Here is a 23,417-nt window from a genome sequence, read left to right on the forward strand (position 1 = left end):
GGCGCGCATGGCGACCAAACGTGGCATGAACGTGGACCTGAACTCGGTGTTCGAGGGCGCCGCGTCGCAGTTCCGCGGCCTGAACCCGAACGAGCCGGGCCAGTGGCCGATCCTTCCCAAGCTGATGACCTGGGCCGGCGTCGCCCTGGTGATGGTGGTGCTGGGCTGGTTCCTGCTGCTGTCCACCTCGCACGAGGAGCTCGACGCCGAGCGCGCCAAGGAGCCGACGCTCAAGGCCGACTACCGCAACAAGCTGGCGCAGGCGGTCAACCTGGACGAGCTGCGCAAGCAGAAGCTGCAGGTCGAGGAGTACGTGACGCAACTCGAGAAGCAGCTGCCGGGCAAGGCCGAGATGGACGCGCTGCTGTCGGACATCAACCAGGCGGGCCTGGGCCGCGGCCTGCAGTTCGAGCTGTTCCGCCCCGGCAGCGTGGTGGTCAAGGACTACTACGCCGAACTGCCGATCGCGATCAAGGTGTCCGGCCGCTACCACGACATCGGCGCCTTCGCCGCCGACATCGCGAACCTGTCGCGCATCGTGACCCTGCACAACCTGTCCATCAGCGCCACACCGCAGAACAGCGGCAGCACCGCGCCGCTGGGCATGGAGGCGACGGCGCGCACCTATCGCTACCTGGATCAGGAAGAGATCGCGCAGGCCCGCGCCGCGGCCCAGAAGAAGGCCCCGGGAGCCAAGAAATGAGCGCAACGACGACGCCCGCGCGGCCGCTCGCCGCGCCCGCCCTGCTGCTGAGCGCCTGCGTGCTGGCGCTGGCCGGCTGCGCCGGCGACGAGCAGGAGCTGAGCCAGTGGATGGATCAGCAGAAGCGCGAGGTCAAGCCCAGCGTGCAGCCGCTGACACCGCCCAAGAACTTCGTGCCGCAGCCCTACACCGCGCTGACCGGCGTCGAGCCGTTCAGCGCCCAGAAGCTGACGGTGGCGCTGAAGCAGGAGGCGCGGCAGCCGAACTCTCTGCTGGCCACCGAGATGAACCGGCGCAAGGAGCCGCTCGAGGCCTACCCGCTGGACAGCATGCGCATGGTCGGCAGCGTCACGCGCAATGGCCAGCAGTACGCGCTGCTGCGCGTGGACAACCTGCTGTACCAGGTCAAGCAGGGCGACTACCTGGGCCAGAACTACGGGAAGATCACCAAGATCACGGAGACCGACGTGAACTTGCGCGAGATCGTGCAGGACGCGGCAGGGGAGTGGATCGAGCGCCCCAGCGCCCTCCAGCTTCAGGAGAAGGCGCGATGAGCAGCCATCAGGAGAACACCATCATGAGCAAGTGGCGGGGCGGGGCGCTGGCATTCCTGCTGGCGGTCGGCATGCCGATCGCCGCGTTCGCGCAGAACGCGATCCAATCGATCAACAGCTCCCAGCAGGGCTCGTCCGACGTCGTGCGCATCGAGCTCAGCGAGCCGCTGGCCGCGGTGCCGGCAGGCTTCACGATCCAGACGCCGCCGCGCATCGCGATCGACCTGCCGGGTGTCAGCAACGCGCTCGGCCGCTCGAGCGTCGAGCTGAACCAGGGCAACCTGCGCTCGGTGAACGTGGCGCAGGCCGGTGACCGGGTGCGCCTGGTGCTCAACCTGAAGCAGGCGGCCAACTACAAGGCCACCGTGCAGGGCAAGACGCTGCTGCTGGCGATCGAATCCAGCGGTCCGCCGCCGGCCGCCGCGACGCCGACGGAACAGCCGGTGCGCTTCGCCGAGAGCCTGAACACCAACCCGCTGGCACTCAAGGACATCGACTTCCGGCGCGGCAACGACGGCGCCGGCCGGGTGGTGGTCGAGCTGGCCAACAACCAGGTCGGCGTGGACATCCGCCAGCAGGGCCAGAGCCTGGTGGTCGAGTTCCTGCGCTCGACGCTGCCGGACAACCTGCGCAAGAAGTTCGACGTCACCGACTTCGGCACGCCGGTGCAGACCATCACCACCTCGCAGCAGGGCGACCGCGTGCGCATGATGGTCGAGCCGCGCGGCTCGTGGGAGCACAGCGCCTACCAGAGCGACAACCAGTTCGTGCTCGAGGTGCGGCCGCAGAAGGTCGACCCGAACAAGCTGACGCAGGGCCCCGGCTACGCCGGCGAGAAGCTGTCGCTGAACTTCCAGAACATCGAGGTGCGCGCACTGCTGCAGGTGATCGCCGACTTCACCAACTTCAACGTCGTCACCAGCGACACCGTGACCGGCAACGTCACGCTGCGCCTGAAGGACGTGCCCTGGGACCAGGCCCTGGACATCATCCTGCAGGCCAAGGGCCTCGGGCTGCGCAAGTCGGGCAACGTGATCTGGATCGCCCCGAAGGACGAACTGGCCGCCAAGGAGAAGGCCGACCTCGAGGCCAAGCAGCAGATCACCTCGCTCGAACCGCTGCGCACGCAGTCGTTCCAGCTCAACTACGCCAAGGCCGAGGACGTGGCCAAGGGCCTGACCGGGCAGAGCAGCGGGGGCGGATCCGGCAGCGGCACGCGCATCCTGTCGCAGCGCGGCAGCGTGATCTTCGAGACGCGCACCAACCAGCTGTTCGTCAGCGACGTGCCCTCCAAGCTGGAGGAGATCCAGTCGATGATCAGCAAGATCGACGTGCCGGTGCGGCAGGTGCTGATCGAGGCGCGCATCGTCGTGGCCGACGACAGCTTCTCGCGCTCGCTGGGTGTCAAGCTCGGTGCCACCGACCTGCGCGGACTGCGCGGCGGCGTGCCGGGCTGGAGCGTGGGCGGCGACAACCGGGTGTCGATCGGCGGCAACCTGAACGCCATTGGCGCGCAGACGCGCCAGACGACGGCGACCAACGTCACCTTCAGCGACGCCCAGTTCGTCAACCTGCCGGCCATCGGCCAGGGCGGCTACGACCCGGCAACCTTCGCGATCTCGCTGTTCGGCGCGAACTCGAACCGCTTCCTGAACCTCGAGATCTCGGCCGCCGAGGCGGACGGCAAGGGCAAGGTGGTCTCGAGCCCGCGCGTCGTCACGGCCGACCAGCAGAAGGCGCTGATCGAGCAGGGCACCGAACTGCCCTACCAGGTGGCGACCTCCAGCGGCGCGACCTCGCTGCAGTTCCGCAAGGCCAACCTGAAGCTCGAGGTGACGCCGCAGATCACGCCCGAGGGCGGCGTGATCCTGGACGTGGACGTCAACAAGGACAGCGTGGGCCAGGCCACCGCAGCCGGCTTCGCGATCGACACCAAGCACATCAAGACCCAGGTGCTGGTCGAGAACGGCGGCACCGTCGTGATCGGCGGCATCTTCGAGCAGAGCGACCGCACCGACGTGGCCAAGGTGCCGGTGCTGGGCGACATCCCGGTGCTGGGCAACCTGTTCAAGACGACGACCAAGTCGTCCGAACGCACCGAACTGCTGATCTTCCTCACGCCCAAGGTCGTGACGGATCGGGTGGTGGCGCGCTGAACCGCCGCGCAACGCATCGAGAAGTGGGTCAGGAACCAACGACATAGAGGCCGGGAGCGAACCGAATGAAGGTGATCAAGTGGCTGGTGGCGGTGTTCGCCACCCTGATGCTGGCGGCGTGCGGGAGCGGCGGCTGCGACGCCGGTTCGTCGCCGCTGACGGGTTCGTCGGCTTGCGGCGGCGATGACGGCGGCACGACGACGGCGCAGTCCATCGACATGCTGGCCAGCGCGGTCCAGCTGGGCACCGGCGCGAACGCGTCGGTCACCATCACGGCCATCGTCAAGGGGGCCGGCAACGTCAGCCTTGCCGACACCGCCGTCAGCTTCTCGACCAGCAGCGGCACGCTGACCTCGGCCAGCGCCACCACGGATTCCGCCGGCGTCGCCACGGCCACGCTCTCGGCCGGCGGCGACAAGTCGAACCGGACCATCACCGTCACGGCGACCTCCGGCTCGGCCGTCGGCACGCTGCAGGTGGCCGTCGCGGGGACGACGCTGTCGTTCTCCGGCGCCACCACGGTGACGCTGGGCGCGAACAGCACGGTCGCGGTCAAGGCTACGGACTCACAGGGCGTGGCCATCGCCAACCTGCCGATCACCGTGGCGAGCAGCCTGAACAACGGACTGTCTGCCACCTCGGTGACCACGGACTCGCTGGGCAGCGCCTCAGTGACCTACACCGCCACCAACCCCGGCACCGACACGCTGACCTTCGACGGTGGCGGAGCCACCACCACCGCCACGCTGCAGATCAGCGGTGAGAACTTCGTCTTCACGAGCCCGGCGGCCAACGCGCAGATTCCGGTCGGCACGGCGACCGCGGTGAGCGTGCGTTACCTGCAGAACGGGAACCCGGTGTCGGGTCGCACCGTGAACTTCGCAGCCACCGGCGGCACGATCACGCCGAGCAGCGCGGTGACCAACGCGAGCGGCATCGCGACGGCCAGCGTGACGTCGACCACGGCCGGCCCGGCCACGCTGCAGGCCACGCTGACCGGCGCCACCACGGCGCAGGCCACGGTGCTGGTCGACTTTGTGTCGCTGGCGCCGAACAAGCTGGTACTGCAGGTCACGCCAACGGCGATCGGCCCGAATTCCAGCGGGTCGACCGGCAACCGGGCCGACGTTCTGGCCACGGTGACCGACGTGAACGGCAACCCGGTCAAGAACGCGGTGGTCAACTTCACGCGTGTCGAAGATCCGAGCGGCGGTGACCTGTCGCAGGCTTCGGCGACGACCGACGGCAGCGGCCAGGCCAAGGTCGAGTACATCGCCGGCGCGCTGACCACGGCCAGCAACGGCGTCAAGTTGCGCGCCTCGGTGGCATCGAACGCGAGTGTGTTCGGCACGGCCGCACTGACGGTCAACCAGAGCGCGCTGTTCATCGCTCTCGGCACCGGCAACGTGATCGAGAACCTCGACGAGCAGACCTACAAGAAGGATTGGGTGGCCTACGTGACGGATGCCAACGGCATCGCCGTCGAAGGCGTGACGCTAACCTTCAAGGTGCTGCCGGTGGCCTATGGGGTCGGCACGCTGGGCTGGAACGGCAAGTCCTGGGTCTACACAAACAACGTGAGCTTCTGCAAGAACGAGGACCTCGACTTCGACGGCGTGCTCGATGGAGCCACCGAGGACAAGAACTCCAATGGCGTGCTCGAACCCGGCAACGTGATCTCGGTGACGCCGGGCAACGCGAAGACCGACTCGACCGGACGCATCACCGTATCCCTGGTCTACGCCGAGAGCTATGCGCCTTGGGTCAGAGTGAGGCTGCGTGCCGAGGCCGTGGTGGCCGGCACCGAGTCGAGCAAGGAGGCCGAGTTCGTCGTCAACGGCCTCGCGTCCGACTTCACCAGCGAGACCGTACCGCCGGCTGGCGCCACCAGCCCGTTCGGCACCACCCCGGGCACCTGCGCGGCCTATCCGTGATTCGCGCGATGATGCGAGGGTGCTGATCTCCCTCGTCGCCATGCCCGGCGGTGGCAAGTCCACCGTCGGGCGTCATCTTTCTCGGGCCCTGAACGTCGCCTTCGTCGACGCCGACACCGAGATCGAGCGCCGCATCGGCTGCCCGATCCGGGTGTTCTTCGAACGCGAGGGCGAGGCGCGTTTCCGCGACATCGAGCAGGAGGTGATCGCGGAGCTCGCGCAGCGGCCGAGCGGCGTGATCGCCACCGGCGGCGGCGCGGTGCTGCGCGAGGCGAACCGGCGCGCGCTGCGCGACCACAGCACGGCGGTCTACCTGCGCTCCACGCCGGAGGAGCTGTTCCGCCGCCTGCGCCACGACACGCACCGGCCGCTGCTGCAGGTGGCCGACCCGCTGCGCAAGCTGCGCGAGCTGTTCGCCGAACGCGACCCGCTGTACCGCCAGACCGCCCACTTCGTCATCGAGACCGGCCGCCCGTCGGTGCCGACGCTGGTGAACATGATCCTGATGCAGCTCGAACTGGCGGGCGTGCTCGATTCGTCCACCGTGCCCTCACCGGTCGAGCCGCGCCCGCCGCAGCGCTGACGCGCCGGGCCGGGCCTACACTGCGGCCCATGACCCCTTCCACCGGCATCGCCGCCCGCGTCGGCATCGCGCTCGACGGCGGACGCAGCTACGACATCCTGATCGGCGCCGGCCTGCTCGGCGACGCCGCCGCCTTCGAGGGCCTGCCGCGTGCCAGCGGCGCGCTGATCGTCAGCAACACCGAAGTGGCGCCGCGCTACGCCGACGCGCTGGCGCGCACGCTGCGCACGCGTTACGCGCGCGTCGAGGTGCTGGCGCTGCCCGATGGCGAGCAGCACAAGGACTGGGCCGGCCTGAACCGCATCTTCGACGCGCTGCTGGGCGGCGGCTTCGACCGCAAGACGCTGCTGTTTGCGCTCGGCGGCGGGGTGGTGGGCGACCTGACCGGCTTCGCCGCGGCCTGCTACATGCGCGGGGTGCCGTTCGTGCAGGTGCCCACGACGCTGCTGGCGCAGGTGGATTCCTCGGTCGGCGGCAAGACGGCGGTGAACCACCCGCTGGGCAAGAACATGATCGGCGCGTTCTACCAGCCGCTGCGCGTGATCGCCGACCTCGCCATGCTCGACAGCCTGCCGCCGCGCGAGGTGTCGGCCGGCCTGGCCGAGGTCATCAAGTACGGCCCGATCGCCGACGACGCCTTCCTCGCGTGGATCGAGGCCAACCTGGACGCGCTGCGCGCGCGCGACCGCGCCGCCCTGGTGCATGCGGTGCGGCGCTCGTGCGAGATCAAGGCCGAAGTGGTCGGCCAGGACGAGCGCGAGGCCGGGCTGCGCGCGATCCTGAACTTCGGCCACACCTTCGGCCACGCCATCGAGACCGGCCTGGGCTACGGCGAATGGCTGCATGGCGAGGCCGTCGGCTGCGGCATGGTGATGGCAGCCGAGCTGTCGGTGCGGCTCGGGCTGGTGCCGGCCGCCTACGCGGCGCGGCTGAAGGCGCTGATCGGCCGCGCCGGCCTGCCGGTGGTCGGCCCGCGCCTCGGGGCCGCACGCTACCTCGAGCTGATGCGCCATGACAAGAAGGCCGAGGGTGGAGAGATCCGCTTCGTGGTCATCGAGTCGCCCGGCCGTGCGGGGCTGCGCGCAGCGCCCGATGCGCTGGTCGCGCAGGTGATCGAGGACTGCTGCCGCTAGGTCCGGCCGCGCCATGGATCCGTTTGCCGCCGGCCTGCGCGCCTGCGCGAGCGACCCGTCCCGCTCGCGCGGCCGACGCCATGCCGAGCCGCCGGCGCCGGGCCGCAACGACTTCCAGCGCGACCGCGACCGCATCGTGCACAGCACGGCGTTCCGCCGCCTGGTCTACAAGACGCAGGTCTTCCTCAACCACGAGGGCGACCTGTTCCGCACCCGCCTGACACATTCGCTCGAGGTGGCCCAGCTGGCGCGTGCGATCGCACGCCGACTGGGCCTGCACGAGGACCTCTGCGAGGCCATCGCGCTGGCGCACGATCTCGGCCACACGCCCTTCGGCCACGCCGGCCAGGACGCGCTCGATGCCTGCCTGCGCGAGGCCGCGCCCGGCAGCGGCGGCTTCGAGCACAACCTGCAGAGCCTGCGCGTGGTCGACGCGCTGGAGCAGCGCTACGCCGGTTTCGACGGCCTGAACCTCAGCTTCGAGACGCGCGAGGGCATCCTCAAGCATTGCTCGCGCCGCCATGCCGCCGAACTGGAGCGGATCGAACCCGGCGGGGTCGGGCGCCGTTTCATCGACGGTACCCGTCCCGGCCTGGAGGCGCAGGTGTGCAACCTGGCCGACGAGATCGCCTACAACACGCACGATGTCGACGACGGCGTACGCGCCGGGCTGCTGCAGGCCGACCAGCTGCTCGGCCTGCCGCTGTTCGCGCGCCACCACGCGCAGGCGCTGCACGAGCACCCCGGGCTCGCTGGCCGGCGGCTGCTGTACGAGACGCTGCGCCGCATGCTGTCGGCCCAGGTGCACGATCTCGTGGCCTGCTCCGAGCAACTGCTCCAGCGCCATGACCCGGCCGACGCCGACGCCGCGCGCCGAGCACCGCCGCTGATCGCGTTCAGCGAGCCCTGCGCCGGCGAACTCGGAGAGCTGAAGCGCTTCCTGCGGCGCGCGCTCTACCGCCATCCGCGCGTGGTGGCCACCACCGACGGCGGGCGCCGGGTGATCCGTGAACTGTTCCACGCCTACCTTGCCGAACCCGGCCGCATGCCGGACGAACACGCGCGCCGCGAGCCGCGCCCGGAGGCGGTGGCCGACTACATCGCCGGCATGACCGACCGCTTCGCGCTGCGCGAGCACGCACGGCTCTACGGCCCGGCCTTCTCCGCGGCGCTGCAGCGCCAGCTCGACACCGACTGAGGTGCCCGAGGCGGCGCGGCGGACGAGCGGCCGCCGGCGCGCGATGGGCGGCACGCCGGGGCGTTGCCCGGCTGCCGGCGGCCGACAAGAATCGCCACATGAAGATCACCGTCACTCCGGTGCGCCCGGTCACCCAGCGCGGCTTCACGCTGCTGGAGGTGCTGGTCGCGATCGTCGTGCTCTCCTTCGGCGTGCTGGGCGTCGTCGGCCTTCAGGCCATGGCCCTGCAGGCGAACAAGGAGGCGCGCTACCAGTCCACCGCGGTGGCGCTGGCGCGCGAGCTGGGCGACATGATGCGCAGCACCAAGAACATCGCCCGCGACACCAACGCGGGGGCGAATCCCTACCTGGTCGACTTCTCCGCGCCGGGCGCGCTGCCCGCGGCGCCGAGCGACTGCTTCGCCGTCTCCTGCCCGACGCAGCTCTCGGTGGCGCAGTTCAACATGCGCGAGTGGCTCGGCCGCATCAGCGCGGCGGTGCCCGGTGTGCGCGTGGTGGTCTGCTTCGACGACAACCCGTATTCGGCCGACGGCCGCCCGCGCTGGGCCTGCGATGGCGGCGCCACCAAGACCTCGGTGGTGAAGATCGGCTGGGCGCGCCAGTCGACCGACGCCAACGCGAACGACCTCGACCGCGTCACCGCCGGCGGCACCGGCGTGCCGGCGGTCGTGCTCCCGCTGATCGCCGACTGACCATGACGATGAACGCCACTCCGCTCGCGCGCCGGCAACAGGCCGGCCTCACGCTGGTCGAACTGCTGGTGGCCATGGCGCTCGGCCTGCTGATCGCCGGCGCGGCGGTCGCCACGCTGGTCATCGGCCGCCAGGGTTTCAACGCGGTCGACAGCAGCACGCAGCTGCGCGAGAACGCGCGCTTCGCGGCCAGCCTGATCCAGCGCATCGGCATCCAGGCCGGCTACGAGAACAACGCCGGCGGCAACTTCACCCCCTGGCGGCTGTTCTGCGGCACGCCCGGCGCCACCGTGCCGTGCGGCATCGGCGGCGACACCAACCCGGGTGTGCGTGCCTACGACAACGCGGTGATCGCCAACCTGGCCGCGCTGCCCGGCGGCCTGGCCCACGAGAGCCGCGGTGCGGCCTGTGCCGTGCCGGACACGAGCTGCCAGAACGGCAGCGACGTCCTGATGATCCGCTACTTCGGCGACACCCGCCCCGGGGCGGCGGTCGGCAGCGGCTCGATGATCAACTGTGCCGGCATGAACGAGCCGGAGAATCCGGCGCCGGCCTACAGCATCTTCCACGTGGTGCGCAGCGCCGCCGGCGAGCCGACGCTGGTGTGCGCCTTCGTCAACCCGACCACCGGCGCCTGGCAGCAGGTGCCTCTGGTCGAGGGCGTCGAAGGCTTCCAGCTGCTGTTCGGCGTCGACGGCGTGGCGCCCGGCGCCGCGCCGCCGGTGCTGCAGCTGCCGCTGAACATCAACAACGTCGGCAACGACACCGTGCCCGAGCGCTACCTGCGCGCCAGCGAGCTCGACGTGGCCGGCAACCCGGCGGCCACCGCGGACAACTGGCGCCGCGTGCGCGCCATCCGCGTCGGCCTGGTGGTGCGCGGCGGCGCGAACTCCGCGGTCGACCGCGCCAGCAGCGGCCGCACGATCGACGTGCTCGGCAACGGCTTCTTCAATGCCGCCGACGTCGGCTCGCGCCTGGTGGTGCCCGCCGACGGCCGGCTGCGCCAGACCCTGGTGTTCACGATCCACCTGCGCAACCCGCAGTACGTGTTCCCGAATTCCTGACCCGGACGCCGCCATGCACAAGCCCTCCCTGCTCCCACCGCCGCATGCCCAGCGTGGTGTGACGCTGGTCGTCGTGCTGCTGATCCTGGTGGTCGTGACCATCCTCGGCATCGGCGGCGCGCAGATCGCGCTGCTGGGCGAGCGCTCGACGCGCTACGACCGTGACAATCTCGTGGCCACGCAGTCGGCCGAATCGGCCCTGATGGACGCCGAGTTCGACATCGCCGGGCCGAACGCCTTCGCCGGCAACCGCGTGGCGCAGTTCAGCCCGTCCAACACCGGCATCTTCGTGCCCGATTGCGGCACCGCCGGCCTCTCGCTGGGCCTGTGCGAGCCCAAGCCCGAGACGCAGAAGCCGGTCTGGCTGACCGTCGACTTCCTCGACAACGACCCGGCCACCGCCCGCACCGTCGAGTACGGGCAGTTCACCGGCGGCCAGTTCGACGCCGGCGGCGTCGGCATCAAGCCGGCGCGCAAGCCGCGCTACATGGTCGAGGTACTGGACGACCAGGCGTGGGGCTCCAGCGCCAAGTACGACCCGGGCAAGCCGCAGCTGAAGCTGTACCGGGTGACCGCGATGGGTTTCGGCCCGCGCGAGGACATCCAGGTCGTGATGCAGATGACCTACAGGAAGGACAGGGACTAAGCCATGTCTCGACTCATGAACCTGCTGCAAGCCGTCGGCACCAGCCGTTCGGCCCGCTGGATCGGTGCCCCGGTGCTGATCGCCGCGGCCTTCGCGTCGCTGCTGAGCCAGAGCCAGACGCCGCTGCCGCCCACGGTGGCGCTGGCCGCTGAGCCGCTGTACGCCCGCGGCGCACGCGCCAAGCCGACGCTGACGCTGGCACTGTCGGTCGAGTTCCCGACCGTGGGCGCGCAGTACGTGAGTTCGCCGGGCGCCACCAGCGACAACACCTACGCGCCGACCACCAAGTACATCGGCTACTTCGACACCGAGAGCTGCTACAGCTACGTCAACGATGCCGATGCGACGCTGCGCCGCTTCGACCGCATCGGCGCGGCCACCAACCGCACCTGCGGCGGCACCGGCTTCAGCGGCAACTTCATGAACTGGGCCACCAGCTCGGCGATCGACGTGCTGCGCCTGGGCCTGACCGGCGGCGACCGCGTGGTCGACACGGGCACACTGACCGTGCTGCAGCGCGCCGTGCTGCCCAACACCAGCGTCTCGAACAACTTCTGGAACGGCTCGAACTTCCCGTCCAAGGTGCTGACCGCGGCGCTCGCCGCCGGTGCCGTGCCTGATGTGCTGCGCGGCGCCCACACCGGCGACATCTACATCGCCAACTGCCTGAACCGAGTGCACTTCGGCACCCAGGCCACGGGCAGCTGCGCCACGCCGGGCAACAACTCCAACCTCGGCACCGGGGCGGCGGTGACACCGGTGCTCGGTGTCGTCACGAACTACACCGGCACCTTGCCGTCGGACTTCTCCGCCACGGCCTGCGCGGCCGAGAACGGCACCTGCGCCGTGACCGGCACGGTGGAGGTGGCCTATGGCGCGGGCACGAACTGGCGCCTGATGACCACCAACACGAACGTCGCCTGCAACAACGCGACCTTCGGCGACCCGATCGTCGGCACCGTGAAGGCCTGCTACACGCGGCCGGTGGCGCCGGCCAGCGGCGGCCTCACGTCGGACGGCTTCTTCTACTCCCGCGTGCGTGTGTGCGAGAGCTCCGGCGGCGTGCTCACCGATCCGCGCATCGACCTGTGCCAGCGCTACCCATCGGGCAACTACAAGCCGGTGGGCAACCTGCAGAAGTACAGCGACCGGGTGCGCGTGGCCGCCTTCGGCTATCTGAACCACAGCCCGGGCGACCCGCAGCGCCATGGCGGCGTGCTGCGTGCGCCGATGAAGTACGTCGGCGACAAGTCCTTCGACGCGAACTTCAACCTGGTCACCGGCGCCAACCCGGTGCGCGAGTGGGACGACGTGACCGGCGTGTTCCTGCGCGACCCGGACTCCGGCGGCGGCCCCAACAGCGGCACGGGCAGCAACTGGCCCGGGCAGCCGATCAGCGGCGTGATCAACTACCTGAACCAGTTCGGCCGCCACGGCACCTTCGGCCAGTACAAGACCTACGACCCGGTGGGCGAGCTTTACTACGAGAGCATGCGCTACATCCAGGGCCTGCAGCCGACCAACATCGACTCCACGGTGGGCCATTCCGCCATCACCGGCATCACCGACACGATGCGTGACGGCTTCCCCGTCTACACCAGCTACACCGACCCGCATCCGGCCGTCTCCGGCATGACGGACTACAGCTGCGTGCGCAACAACATCGTGGGCATCGGCGACGTCAACACGCACAACGACCGCTACGTGCCCGGCAACCCGTCCACGCGCACCGGCAAGGGTGACGCGGCGCGCACCGCCAGCGACGCCGCCAACGAGCCCGACTTCTACTTCTGGACCAAGGTGGTCGGCGGGTTCGAGTCCAACAACTCGGTCACCTACACCGACGGCAAGGGCGTCTCGCGCACCACCAGCAACCCCAACACGCCGGTGACGGCGCGCTGGGGCATGGAGAACCAGAACATCGGTGCCGACGCCGCGTCGTACTACATGGCCGGCATCGCCTACTGGGCCAACACGCACGACATCCGAGGCAACCAGTGGAGCGATACCGCCAAGCGCCGCCCCGGGATGCGCGTGACGACCTACTGGCTGGACGTCAACGAGTACGGCCAGCAGACCGACCCGACCGTGCACCGCGTGCGCAACCAGTTCTACTTCGCGGCCAAGTACGGCGGCTTCAAGGACGTGACCGAGAGCGGCAACCCGTTCAAGAAGCTGGCCCCGGGCACCAAGCCGTCGGACAACAACTTCGTCAACGACCCGGACAACCTGAACTGGGAGCGCCAGACTGCCGACCTGACGAAGAAGGAGGCCAAGAACTACTTCCTGTCCAGCTCGGCGCAGGAGGTGCTCGACGCACTCGACCAGATCTTCGCCAACATCGCCTCCGAGGCGGCCTCGATCGCCGGCGGTGCGATCTCCACGCAGCGTCTCACCACCTCGGGCGGCCTGGTCTACCAGGCGCAGTTCGACCCGGCCGACTGGAGCGGCGACCTGGTCGCCTACCCGGTCTCGCTGGCCGCCAGCGGCACCTCGGTGTCGATCGGCACGCTGCAGAACTCGCCCTGGCGCAACCTGGCGGGTGACGCCGTCGGCGCCTCGGGCAAGCTCGACGACCGCAGCATCGCCTCGCGCAACATCTATGTCGGCTACTACAGCGGCTCGGGCACCGGGTTGTTCAACACGGCCGAGTTCGTCTGGAGCGGCAGCCTGCCGACCCAGATCAAGGATGCGATGAAGCTGCCGCCCGGCGGCTCGACTCCCGACTCCGACACGATCGGCGAAGCGCGCCTGAACTACCTGCGCGGCGAGCGTGCCTCCGAGGCCGGAACCGGCGTGGTGTTCCGTCGTCGCAGCGGCCGCCTGGGCGACATCGTCAACTCCGGCGTGGCCTTCTCCGGCGCGCCGACCAAGAACATCTCCGACAGCTCCTACGCCTCGTTCGAGTCGACCAACCGCAACCGCGTCAAGGCGCTGTTCGTCGGCGCCAACGACGGCATGCTGCACGGCTTCAACGCCGACACCGGCGACGAGCTGTTCGCCTACATCCCGAGCTGGGTGGTGCCGCGCCTGACGGCGCTGACCTCGCCGAACTACACGCACCAGAGCTACGTCGACGCCACGCCGACGGTGGCCGAGGCCAACACGGGCACGAGCGCCTCGCCGAACTGGAAGACGGTGCTGGTGGGCGGCACCGGCGGCGGCGGCCAGGGTGTGTACGCGCTCGATGTCACGGACCCGACCGCCTTCGGTGCCGGTGCCGGCAACGACAAGGTTCTGTGGGAGTTCACCGACCGCGACGACGTCGACCTCGGCAACGTGGTCGGCAAGCCGCAGATCCTGAAGGTCAACCTGAACGCCGGATCCGCGACGCCGAACTACAAGTACTTCGCCGTGGTGGCCAGCGGGGTCAACAACCACGCGGCCGACGGCCGGGCCAGCACCACCGCGGAGCCGGCGCTGTTCTTCCTCGACCTCGGCAAGCCCAAGACCGACAGCTGGTCGCTCGGCGGCAACTACTACAAGATCAAGTTCCCGGTGCGCACCAACGCGATCACCACCGGCATCATCGGCTTCAGCGCCCGCGTGGGTACTTCCAGCGAACTGAGCTACCTGTATGTCGGCGACCTGCAGGGCAACCTGTGGAAGCTGGACTTCACCAAGACGGCGGCGAGCGCCTGGTCGCTGGACGCGCTCAGCTCGTTCAAGCAGTCGGGCACGGCGCTGCCGATGTACGTGGCACGTGACGCGTCGGGCAGCACGAACCGGCAGCCGATCTCGATGGAGCCGGCCCTGGTGTTCGGCCCGAACCGCAGCATCGTGGTGGCCTTCGGCACCGGCAAGTTCCTCGAGGTGAGCGACATCTCGCCGTCCTACAACGCGCAGTCGGTCTATGCGGTGCTCGACAACGGCAGCAGCACCGTCGACGGCGTTGCCACGCCCGAGGCGGCGATCGCCGGCCGGCCGCGCCTGATGGGCGGCACGATGACCGGGACCACCGTCAACGTGCCGGCGTTCAACTGGGGACGGCCGACCACCGACAACAGCGCTACCTCGCGCGCCGGCTGGTACTTCGATTTCCCGTTCTCCGCCACCACCACCTCGCCGGCGAGCGCAGGGACCGGGGAGCGCCAGATCAGCAACTTCGCCGTGCTGGCGGGCAAGCTGATCTTCGGCTCGGTGATCCCGGCGCTCAACAGCTGCGACAACGGCAGCGGCAACCTGTACATCATCGACTTCCTCGGCGGCGACGGCACCGGCACGGTGTCCACGGTCGGCATCCTCGGCGAGCCGTTCGTGATGCAGCTGGGCAGTGCCTCGAAGGACGGGACCGACTCGACGCGGATGCGCCGCCAGACCTCGCGCTGGCAGATCATCCTGCAGGGCTCCGCGGGCATCTCCGCGCCGCCGAGCATCACCAGCGACAGCATGAGCGGCCGGCTCGGCTGGCGCGAGATCAGCAACTACCAGGAACTGAGGAACGCCCCGTGATGCGCCTGGACGCCAGCGGCCTGCGGGCCGCGCACAAGGCCGGCGGCTTCTCGCTGCTGGAACTGATGATCGTGGTGGCGATCATCGGCGTGATCGCCTCGGTCGCGTACCCGGCCTACACCGAGTCGGTGCTCAAGGGCCGGCGCGCCGAGGCGCGCACCGCGCTGATGAACCTGATGCAGCAGCAGGAGCGCTACCTGTCGCAGAACGGCTGCTACTTCCTGTTCAACGCCAGCGCCGGCGCCTCCACCGGCACCAACTGTGCCGGCGCCAACGTCGCGACACCGTTCAGCACCAAGTCGAGCACCCGTTCGAACGCGCACTTGCTGGCTGCCACAGCCTGCGTCGTCGGCGGCGCGCCGCTGCCGGCCAACCAGTGCGTGCAGCTCTCGGCCGTGCCCAACCCGGCCGGCACCGACCCGGCCGCCGGCACGCTCTCGCTGATGAGCACCGGCCGCAAGGACTGCACCGGAACCAAGCCGGAGATCTGCTGGAAATGAAGCCGATGCTGCCGACCCTGCGATCGCCTGCGTGGCGCCGACGGGGCATGACCCTGGTCGAGCTGATGGTCGTGATCGCGATGATCGCGATCCTGCTGGGCATCGCGTCGCCGAGCTTCATCGCCTACCGGCGCAATGCGGAGCTGACCAGTACGTCCAACGAGTTCCTCGCCGCCCTCAGCGCGGCGCGGGCCGAGGCCATGAAGCGCCAATTGCGCGCCTTCGTCGTGCCGGCCGACGGCGCGACCTGGGCCAGCGGCTGGATCGCCTTCGTCGACGTCAACAGCAACGTCACCGCAGGCACGCTGACCATGGAGGAGGGCACCGACTTCGAGGTCACGCGTCATGCGGCGCTGCCGGCCTCGCTGTCCACCCCGGCCTCCGCCGACGTGACCGGCTTCCTCAGCGGCGGCGTGCCGTACGCGATGTTCAACGGCAGCGGCTTCATGGTGCAGCTCGACGGTGCCTTCCCGGCCGGGGGCGTGCACGCGATCGACCTCTACAACGGCACCGACACGCGCCGCATCATCGCCAACACCACCGGCCGGCTGCGGGTCTGCAAGCCCGACCCGGTCACCTGCAGCGCCGCCGCGGGCGGCATCTGACGGACCTCCGACGCCTTGGCCCGCCTGCCCCGCCTCGTCGTCGCTGGCCTGCCCCACGTGGTGGTGCACCGCGGCCTGAACGGCCAGCCGGTGCTGCTCGACGAAGCCGATCGCGCCACCTACCTGCAGGCACTGTCGGGCGCCGCACGCGAAGCGGGCGTGCTGCTGCACGGCTACGGGTTGTTCTCCGGCGAGGTGCGGCTGCTTGCCACGCCCACCACGGCCACCTCGCTGGGGCAGATGATGCAGGCCGTCGGGCGGCGTTACGTGCGCGCCTTCAACCAGCGCCACCAACGTGCCGGCACGCCCTGGGAGGGGCGTTTCCGATCCACCGTGCTCGAGCCGCAGGCGCATTTCATCGAGGCACTGCGGTTCGTCGAGGGCTGCGACGATGACGGCACGCCGCTTGCAGGCGGTTCCGATGCACTGCGCTGGTCGAGCGCCGGGCACCACCTTGGCCGCCGGCACGAGCCGGCGCTGACCGAGCATGAGGTGTTCTGGGCCCTCGGCAACACGCCGTTCGAGCGCGAAGCGGCCTACCTGGCGTTGCTGGCCCAGCCGGTGCCTGGCGCCGCGCGCGAGGCGGTACGCGACGCCGCCCTGAAAGGCTGGGCGCTCGGGTCGCCCGCCTTCGTCGACGGGCTGCGTGCCGGCACGAGCCGCCGCCCGTCGCCGCTGCGCCGGGGGCGTCCGAGCCGCCAGTCCGGTACCGCCGAGGTGGCGGGGAGATTATCTGTCCCCTAAAAGTCGGGGGCTGATCGTTTGATCTGATTAAATGGGGTCAGACCCCATTTAAAACGCTTGGCGCCCATGTTGCGCTGCAGTAAGCTTGCGGCCGTTTCGATCTGCCGGAGCCTGCCATGGTCACGCCCCAACCGCTCAGCGCCACCGCCCACGAACTGCGCGAGGCGGCCGACAAGGGCCTGTACACCCCTGCGCTGGAGCACGACGCCTGCGGCGTCGGCTTCGTGGCGCACATCAAGGGGCAGAAGGCACATGCGATCGTCGAGCAGGGCCTGAAGATCCTGGAGAACCTCGACCACCGCGGCGCGGTCGGGGCCGACAAGCTGATGGGCGATGGTGCCGGCATCCTGATCCAGATTCCGGACGAGTACTACCGCGCCGAGATGGCGAAGCAGGGCATCGAGCTGCCCCCGCCGGGCGAGTACGGCGTCGGCATGATCTTCCTGCCCAAGGAACATGCGTCGCGCCTGGCCTGCATCCAGGAACTCGAGCGCGCCGTCAAGGCCGAGGGCCAGGTGCTGCTGGGCTGGCGCGACGTGCCGGTCGACAAGGACATGCCGATGTCGCCCACCGTGCGCGCCAAGGAACCGGTGCTCAGGCAGATCTTCATCGGCCGCGGGCCGGACGTGATCGTGCCCGATGCGCTCGAGCGCAAGCTCTATGTGATCCGCAAGACCGCGAGCAGCGCGATCCAGGCGCTCAAGCTGACGCACTCGCGCGAGTACTACGTGCCCTCGATGAGCTGCCGCACGGTGATCTACAAGGGCCTGCTGCTGGCCGACCAGGTCGGCAAGTACTACAAGGACCTGCAGGACCCGAGCGTCACCTCGGCCTTCGCGCTGGTGCACCAGCGCTTCTCGACCAACACCTTTCCCGAGTGGCCGCTGGCGCACCCGTACCGCATGGTTGCGCACAACGGCGAGATCAACACCGTCAAGGGCAACTTCAACTGGATGCGCGCCCGCGAAGGCGTGATGAAGTCGCCCGTGCTGGGCGACGACCTGAAGAAGCTCTACCCCATCAGCTTCGAGGGCCAGTCCGACACTGCCACCTTCGACAACGCGCTCGAGCTGCTGGTGATGGCCGGCTACCCGCTCGCGCACGCGGCGATGATGATGATCCCCGAGGCCTGGGAGCAGCACACGCTGATGGACGCACGCCGGCGCGCGTTCTACGAGTACCACGCCGCGATGCTCGAGCCCTGGGACGGCCCGGCCGCGATGGTGTTCACCGACGGCCGCCAGATCGGCGCCACGCTCGACCGCAACGGCCTGCGCCCGGCGCGCTACATCGTCACCGACGACGACCTGGTCGTGATGGCCAGCGAATCCGGCGTGCTGCCGATCCCCGAGGCGAAGATCGTCAAGAAGTGGCGCCTGCAGCCGGGCAAGATGTTCCTGATCGACTTCGAGCAGGGCCGCATCGTCGACGACGAGGAACTGAAGCAGCAGTTCGCCTCGGCCAAGCCCTACCGGCAGTGGATCGAGAGCGTGCGCATCAAGCTCGAGGACACTCCCGCCGAGCCGGAGAGCCTGGCGTTCAAGGAGTCTCTGCTGGACCGCCAGCAGGCCTTCGGCTACACGCAGGAGGACGTCAAGTTCCTGCTCTCGCCGATGGCCGTGGCCGGCGAGGAAGGCATCGGCTCGATGGGCAACGACTCGCCGCTGGCGGTGCTGTCCGACAAGAACAAGCCGCTGCCGAACTACTTCAAGCAGCTGTTCGCGCAGGTGACGAACCCGCCGATCGACCCGATCCGCGAGGCGATCGTGATGTCGCTCGTCTCCTTCATCGGCCCGAAGCCGAACCTGCTGGACATCAACGCGGTGAACCCGCCGATGCGCCTGGAGGTGCCGCAGCCCATCCTCGACTTCGAGGACATGGCGCGCCTGCGCCAGATCGAGAAGCACACCGGCGCGAAGTTCAAGACCTACACGCTGGACATCACCTACCCGCTCGCCTGGGGCGCCGAGGGCGTGGAGGCCAAGCTCGCATCGCTGTGCGCCGAGACGGTGGACGCGATCAAGACCGGCCACAACATCCTGATCATCAGCGACCGCGCGATGGACCGCGACAACGTCGCCATCCCGGCGCTGCTGGCACTCTCGGCGATCCACCAGCACCTGGTGCGGGAGGGGCTGCGCACCACGGCCGGCCTGGTGGTGGAGACCGGCTCGGCCCGCGAAGTGCACCACTTCGCGGTGCTGGCCGGCTACGGCGCCGAGGCCGTGCACCCGTACCTCGCGATGGAGACCCTGGCCGCGCTGCACCAGGAGCTGCCGGGTGACCTGTCCGCCGAGAAGGCGATCTACAACTACGTCAAGGCGATCGGCAAGGGTCTCTCGAAGATCATGTCGAAGATGGGCGTGTCGACCTACATGTCGTATTGCGGCGCCCAGCTGTTCGAGGCCATCGGCCTGGACAAGCCGCTGGTGGAGAAGTACTTCCGCGGCACCGCGAGCCAGGTCGGCGGCATCGGCGTGTTCCAGGTGGCCGAGGAAGCCATCCGCATGCACAAGGCGGCCTTCGGCGACGACCCTGTGCTCGCCGGCATGCTCGACGCCGGCGGCGAGTACGCCTGGCGCGTGCGCGGCGAGGAGCATATGTGGACGCCCGACGCCATCGCCAAGCTGCAGCACAGCGTGCGCGGCGGGAAGTTCGAGACCTACAAGGAATACGCCCAGATCATCAACGACCAGAGCAAGCGCCACATGACGCTGCGCGGGCTGTTTGAGTTCAAGGTTGACCCGAGCAAGGCGATTCCGCTCGACGAGGTCGAGCCGGCGGCCGAGATCGTCAAGCGCTTCGCCACCGGCGCGATGTCGCTCGGCTCGATCTCCACCGAGGCGCATTCGACGCTCGCGATCGCGATGAACCGCATCGGCGGCAAGAGCAACACCGGTGAAGGCGGCGAGGACCCGGCGCGCTACCGCAACGAGATGAAGGGCATTCCGATCGTCGACGGCACCAAGGTCAGCGACGTGCTCGGCGCCAAGGTGATGGAGGCCGACATCACGCTGAAGGCTGGCGACTCGCTGCGCTCGAAGATCAAGCAGGTCGCCTCGGGCCGCTTCGGCGTCACGACCGAGTACCTGGTCTCGGCCGATCAGATCCAGATCAAGATGGCCCAGGGCGCCAAGCCGGGCGAGGGCGGCCAGCTGCCGGGCGGCAAGGTCAGCGAGTACATCGGCTTCCTGCGCTACTCGGTGCCGGGCGTCGGCCTGATCTCGCCGCCGCCGCACCACGACATCTACTCGATCGAGGACCTGGCGCAGCTGATCCACGACCTGAAGAACGCCAACCACCGCGCCAGCATCAGCGTGAAGCTGGTGTCCGAGGTCGGCGTGGGCACGATCGCCGCGGGCGTGGCCAAGGCCAAGGCCGACCACGTGGTGATCGCCGGCCACGACGGCGGCACGGGCGCGTCGCCCTGGAGCTCGATCAAGCATGCCGGCACGCCCTGGGAGCTGGGCCTGGCCGAGACGCAGCAGACCCTGGTGCTGAACCGCCTGCGCAGCCGCATCCGGGTGCAGGCCGACGGCCAGATGAAGACCGGCCGCGACATGGTGATCGGGGCGCTGCTCGGCGCCGACGAGTTCGGCTTCGCCACCGCGCCGCTGGTGGCCGAGGGCTGCATCATGATGCGCAAGTGCCACCTGAACACCTGCCCGGTGGGCGTGGCCACGCAGGACCCGGTGCTGCGCCGCAAGTTCGCGGGCAAGCCCGAGCATGTCGTCAACTACTTCTTCTTCGTCGCCGAGGAAGCGCGCCAGATCATGGCGCAGCTGGGCATCCGCAGGTTCGACGAGCTGATCGGCCGCGCTGACCTGCTCGACACCCGCAAGGGCATCGCGCACTGGAAGGCGAAGGGCCTGGACTTCTCGCGCGTGTTCCACCTGCCGGCGGTGCCGGCCGAGGTGCCGCGCCGCCAGGTCGAGGAGCAGGACCACGGTCTCGCCAAGGCGCTCGACCAGCGCCTGATCCAGAAGGCGCTGCCCGCGCTCGAGCGCGGCGAGAAGGTGCAGTTCCTCGAGGACGCGCGCAACGTCAACCGCACCGTCGGCGCGATGCTCTCGGGCGAGCTGATCCGCCGCCATCCCGAGGGCCTGCCGGACCAGACCATCTTCATCCAGATGGAAGGCACGGGCGGCCAGAGCTTCGGCGCCTTCCTCGCCAAGGGCATCACGATCTACCTGATCGGCGACGCCAACGACTACACCGGCAAGGGCCTGTCGGGCGGCCGCATCGCGATCCGCCCGTCGATCGAGTTCCGCGGCGATGCGACGAACAACATCATCGTCGGCAACACGGTGCTGTACGGCGCGACCGGCGGCGAGGCCTTCTTCCGCGGCGTCGCGGGCGAGCGTTTCGCGGTGCGCCTGTCGGGCGCGACGGCGGTGGTGGAAGGCACCGGCGACCACGGCTGCGAGTACATGACCGGCGGCACGGTGGTCGTGCTCGGCAAGACCGGGCGCAACTTCGCGGCCGGCATGAGCGGCGGCATCGCCTACGTCTACGACGAGGACGGCAGCTTCGCGCAGCGCTGCAACACGGCCATGGTCGCGCTCGAGAAAGTACTGCCCAAGGCCGACCAGGAAGCCTCGGTGGACCGTTCGTTCTGGCACAAGGGCGAGGCTGACGAGGTGCTGCTGCGCAAGCTGATCGAGGACCACCACAAGTGGACCGGCTCGCTGCGCGCGCGGCACATCCTCGACCACTGGGCCGAGTCGCGCGCGAAGTTCGTCAAGGTGTTCCCGAACGAGTACAAGCGCGCGCTCGGCGAGCTCAACGCGGCGAAGGAAGCGGGCGACACCATCGCGAAGGCGAAGGCGCCGGAGAAGAAGGGCAGCAAGGCGATTCCCGCGAAATGACAGCCCCGGCCGCGGGGTACCGCGGCCACCCCCGAGGGGTCGGCACTCGGGCTTGGGGCGGCCCGGCGCCCGAGTGCCTGACGACGCAGCAACACTGAGAGCAAGAAACCATCATGGGCAAAGTCACCGGCTTCATGGAGTACGAGCGCCTGGAGGAGGGCTACGCGCCCGTCGCCGAGCGTGTGAAGCACTACAAGGAGTTCGTCATCGGGCTGAAGGCCGACGAGGCCAAGGTGCAGGGCGCACGCTGCATGGACTGCGGCACGCCGTTCTGCAACAACGGCTGCCCGGTCAACAACATCATCCCGGACTTCAACGACCTGGTGTACCGCGGCGACTGGAAGAACGCCTGGCACACGCTGGACTCGACCAACAACTTCCCCGAGTTCACCGGCCGCATCTGCCCGGCGCCCTGCGAGGCCGCCTGCACGCTGAACGTCAACGACGACGCGGTCGGCATCAAGTCGATCGAGCACGCGATCATCGACCGCGCCTGGGCCGAGGGCTGGGTCGTGCCGCGGCCGCCGAAGGCGAAGACCGGCAAGAAGGTCGCCGTGGTCGGCTCGGGCCCGGCGGGCATGGCGGCCGCGCAGCAGCTCGCACGCGCCGGGCACGACGTGACCCTGTTCGAGAAGAACGATGCGGTCGGCGGCCTGCTGCGCTACGGCATCCCCGACTTCAAGCTCGAGAAGTCGCACATCGACCGGCGTGTCGAGCAGATGAAGGCCGAGGGCGTGAGCTTCCGCACCGGTGTGCTGGTGGGCCACCTGCCGGAGGGCAGCAAGGTCACCAACTGGGCCAAGGAGATCATCGCGCCCGACGAGCTGAAGGCGGCCTTCGACGCGGTGCTGCTGACCGGCGGCGCCGAGCAGTCGCGCGACCTGCCGGTGCCCGGCCGCGACCTGGACGGCATCCACTTCGCCATGGAGTTCCTGCCGCAGCAGAACAAGGTCAACGCCGGCGGCAAGGTCAAGGGGCAGATCTCTGCCTCCGGCAAGCACGTCATCGTGATCGGCGGCGGCGACACCGGCTCCGACTGCGTGGGCACCAGCAACCGCCACGGCGCGAAGAGCGTCGTGCAGTTCGAGCTGCTGCCGATGCCGCCCGAGCAGGAGAACAAGCCGCTGGTGTGGCCGTACTGGCCGATCAAGCTGCGCACCTCGTCGAGCCACGAGGAAGGCTGCCAGCGCGAGTTCGCCATCGCCACCAAGGAGTTCATCGGCGAGAAGGGCAAGGTCACGGCGCTGAAGACGGTGCGCGTCGAGTGGCAGGGCGGCAAGATGACCGAGGTGGCCGGCTCCGAGCAGGTGCTGCCGGCCGACCTGGTGCTGCTGGCCATGGGCTTCGTCAGCCCGGTCGGTTCGATCCTCGAGGCCTTCGGCGTCGAGAAGGATGCGCGCGGCAACGCGCGCGCCGGCGTCGATGCCGAGGGCGGCTACAAGACCAGCGTCGACAAGGTGTTCGCGGCCGGCGACATGCGGCGCGGCCAGTCGCTCGTGGTGTGGGCGATCCGCGAAGGCCGGCAGGCGGCGCAGGCGGTCGACAAGTACCTGATGGGCGCGAGCGACCTGCCGCGTTGAAGCGG

General features: G+C 69.3%; 16 protein-coding genes. All 16 read left to right on the forward strand.

Annotated features, from left to right (window positions below):
• The first annotated feature begins 7 nt into the window (after positions 1-7).
• The 16 genes from D9C15_RS07660 to D9C15_RS07735 all read left to right on the forward strand — a co-directional run bounded on the left by D9C15_RS07660 (position 8) and on the right by D9C15_RS07735 (position 23,412).
• A complete protein-coding gene (locus D9C15_RS07660; RefSeq protein ID WP_127996855.1) occupies positions 8-703 on the forward strand; it encodes a type IV pilus inner membrane component PilO in 696 nt (231 codons plus the stop codon).
• Positions 700-1,257, forward strand: coding sequence for a pilus assembly protein PilP (locus D9C15_RS07665; RefSeq protein ID WP_127996856.1), 558 nt, complete (start codon positions 700-702; stop codon positions 1,255-1,257). The genes D9C15_RS07660 and D9C15_RS07665 overlap by 4 nt, the downstream gene beginning before the upstream one ends.
• Positions 1,254-3,413: a type IV pilus secretin PilQ gene (locus D9C15_RS07670; protein ID WP_375138760.1), complete on the forward strand. Its 2,160-nt coding sequence runs from the start codon at positions 1,254-1,256 to the stop codon at positions 3,411-3,413. The genes D9C15_RS07665 and D9C15_RS07670 overlap by 4 nt, the downstream gene beginning before the upstream one ends.
• A gap of 65 nt (positions 3,414-3,478) precedes the next feature.
• Entirely contained in the window at positions 3,479-5,347 is a 1,869-nt protein-coding gene (locus tag D9C15_RS07675) for a beta strand repeat-containing protein (protein WP_127996857.1), read from the forward strand.
• A 19-nt stretch (positions 5,348-5,366) separates the two neighbouring features.
• Positions 5,367-5,930, forward strand: coding sequence for a shikimate kinase (locus D9C15_RS07680; protein ID WP_127996858.1), 564 nt, complete (start codon positions 5,367-5,369; stop codon positions 5,928-5,930).
• Positions 5,931-5,959: 29 nt separating this feature from the next.
• The gene (gene aroB, locus D9C15_RS07685; protein ID WP_127996859.1) at positions 5,960-7,063 is read left to right on the forward strand and encodes a 3-dehydroquinate synthase; all 1,104 of its coding nucleotides are present in this window, start codon (positions 5,960-5,962) and stop codon (positions 7,061-7,063) included.
• Positions 7,064-7,076: 13 nt separating this feature from the next.
• The gene (locus D9C15_RS07690) at positions 7,077-8,261 is read left to right on the forward strand and encodes a deoxyguanosinetriphosphate triphosphohydrolase (protein ID WP_127996860.1); all 1,185 of its coding nucleotides are present in this window, start codon (positions 7,077-7,079) and stop codon (positions 8,259-8,261) included.
• Positions 8,262-8,359: 98 nt separating this feature from the next.
• A complete protein-coding gene (gene pilV / locus D9C15_RS07695; protein WP_127996861.1) occupies positions 8,360-8,953 on the forward strand; it encodes a type IV pilus modification protein PilV in 594 nt (197 codons plus the stop codon).
• 8 nt (positions 8,954-8,961) lie between these two features.
• A complete protein-coding gene (locus D9C15_RS07700) occupies positions 8,962-10,017 on the forward strand; it encodes a PilW family protein (RefSeq protein ID WP_164886677.1) in 1,056 nt (351 codons plus the stop codon).
• 13 nt (positions 10,018-10,030) lie between these two features.
• Positions 10,031-10,663: a pilus assembly PilX family protein gene (locus tag D9C15_RS07705; RefSeq protein ID WP_127996862.1), complete on the forward strand. Its 633-nt coding sequence runs from the start codon at positions 10,031-10,033 to the stop codon at positions 10,661-10,663.
• A gap of 15 nt (positions 10,664-10,678) precedes the next feature.
• Positions 10,679-15,115: a pilus assembly protein gene (locus D9C15_RS07710; protein ID WP_205854750.1), complete on the forward strand. Its 4,437-nt coding sequence runs from the start codon at positions 10,679-10,681 to the stop codon at positions 15,113-15,115.
• The gene (locus tag D9C15_RS07715; RefSeq protein ID WP_127997000.1) at positions 15,115-15,615 is read left to right on the forward strand and encodes a type IV pilin protein; all 501 of its coding nucleotides are present in this window, start codon (positions 15,115-15,117) and stop codon (positions 15,613-15,615) included. Before D9C15_RS07710 ends, D9C15_RS07715 begins: the two co-directional genes overlap by 1 nt.
• A gap of 5 nt (positions 15,616-15,620) precedes the next feature.
• Positions 15,621-16,220, forward strand: coding sequence for a pilus assembly FimT family protein (locus D9C15_RS07720; protein WP_259372596.1), 600 nt, complete (start codon positions 15,621-15,623; stop codon positions 16,218-16,220).
• Positions 16,221-16,235: 15 nt separating this feature from the next.
• A complete protein-coding gene (locus D9C15_RS07725; RefSeq protein ID WP_127996864.1) occupies positions 16,236-16,964 on the forward strand; it encodes a transposase in 729 nt (242 codons plus the stop codon).
• A 116-nt stretch (positions 16,965-17,080) separates the two neighbouring features.
• On the forward strand, positions 17,081-21,832 hold the full coding sequence (locus D9C15_RS07730; protein ID WP_127996865.1) for a glutamate synthase-related protein: 4,752 nt from the start codon (positions 17,081-17,083) through the stop codon (positions 21,830-21,832).
• Between the two features lie 113 nt (positions 21,833-21,945).
• Positions 21,946-23,412 carry a glutamate synthase subunit beta gene (locus D9C15_RS07735; RefSeq protein WP_127996866.1) on the forward strand — a complete coding sequence of 489 codons (1,467 nt, stop codon included), beginning with the start codon at positions 21,946-21,948 and terminating at the stop codon, positions 23,410-23,412.
• Positions 23,413-23,417: the final 5 nt, after the last annotated feature.

Origin of the sequence: Piscinibacter defluvii (assembly GCF_004011805.1) — a bacterium.
Taxonomy (GTDB): domain Bacteria; phylum Pseudomonadota; class Gammaproteobacteria; order Burkholderiales; family Burkholderiaceae_C; genus Piscinibacter; species Piscinibacter defluvii.